Source organism: Candidatus Symbiopectobacterium sp. NZEC135 (assembly GCF_025962695.1).
Genome location: NZ_JAGFPF010001144.1, coordinates 1 through 692, shown reverse-complemented (window position 1 = coordinate 692; position 692 = coordinate 1). Strand labels below are relative to the sequence as shown.

The window sequence follows — 692 nt, the reverse complement described above, 5'->3', positions numbered from 1 at the left end:
TGGTATTCATGACGCCATCCGCCCTGGATAAACGGCTGAATTTCACCGTCTGACATTTTGAAGCGGTGATCCAGTTTCAACGCTAGGTCGCTTTTCAGCGAGGTTACCGTGGTGTCGTCAACCCGCAATCCCGCACCGTTGCCGCCAGATTCGGTGTAGCCGTCCTGACCCAGTTTGCTGTAGGTCAAGGCAGCGATCGGCGTCAGTCGGGTCCACAGGGTTCCCATCGAGAGGGGATACCCCACCAGACCGGAGGCAACAAACTGATTGCCTTTGAAGCCCGCCGTGGCATTACCGTTAAAGCCGGTGAAATCAATCTGACGTTTAGTGCCGTAATGGTGGAAGATACCGCCGGTGGTCAGGTTGACGTACCACGGATCGCCTTCATAGTTGGCATAGCCGAACACGCCGTAAGATTTGACATGCGCCGAGCTGCCCAGATTATCGCCGCTACTGTTCACCATCGTGGTGGTGTAGCTGCCTAATCCCCCCAGACGCCAGTTGTCGTTGACCTCACCATCGCCCCCTAACATCACGCCAACGAAGTGCCCGTCGTAGCCCGCGATATCCCCTTGCTGGCCTCGGTTAACTTTGCCGCCAAAACCCTGCCCCCAGGCAACCGGGCCGTCATCATTTTCCCCGGTCGAAATACCGCTGCCCGCTCCCGCCAGACGAATGGCTTCGCCCCGTTG

Annotated in this window: 1 protein-coding gene; it reads right to left on the bottom strand. The window is 57.8% G+C overall.

All coding sequences use genetic code 11. The features are described from left to right. Window positions 1–692: autotransporter outer membrane beta-barrel domain-containing protein (locus tag J5224_RS32970; RefSeq protein ID WP_264629119.1), on the bottom strand; the 692-nt coding region annotated here is incomplete at both ends.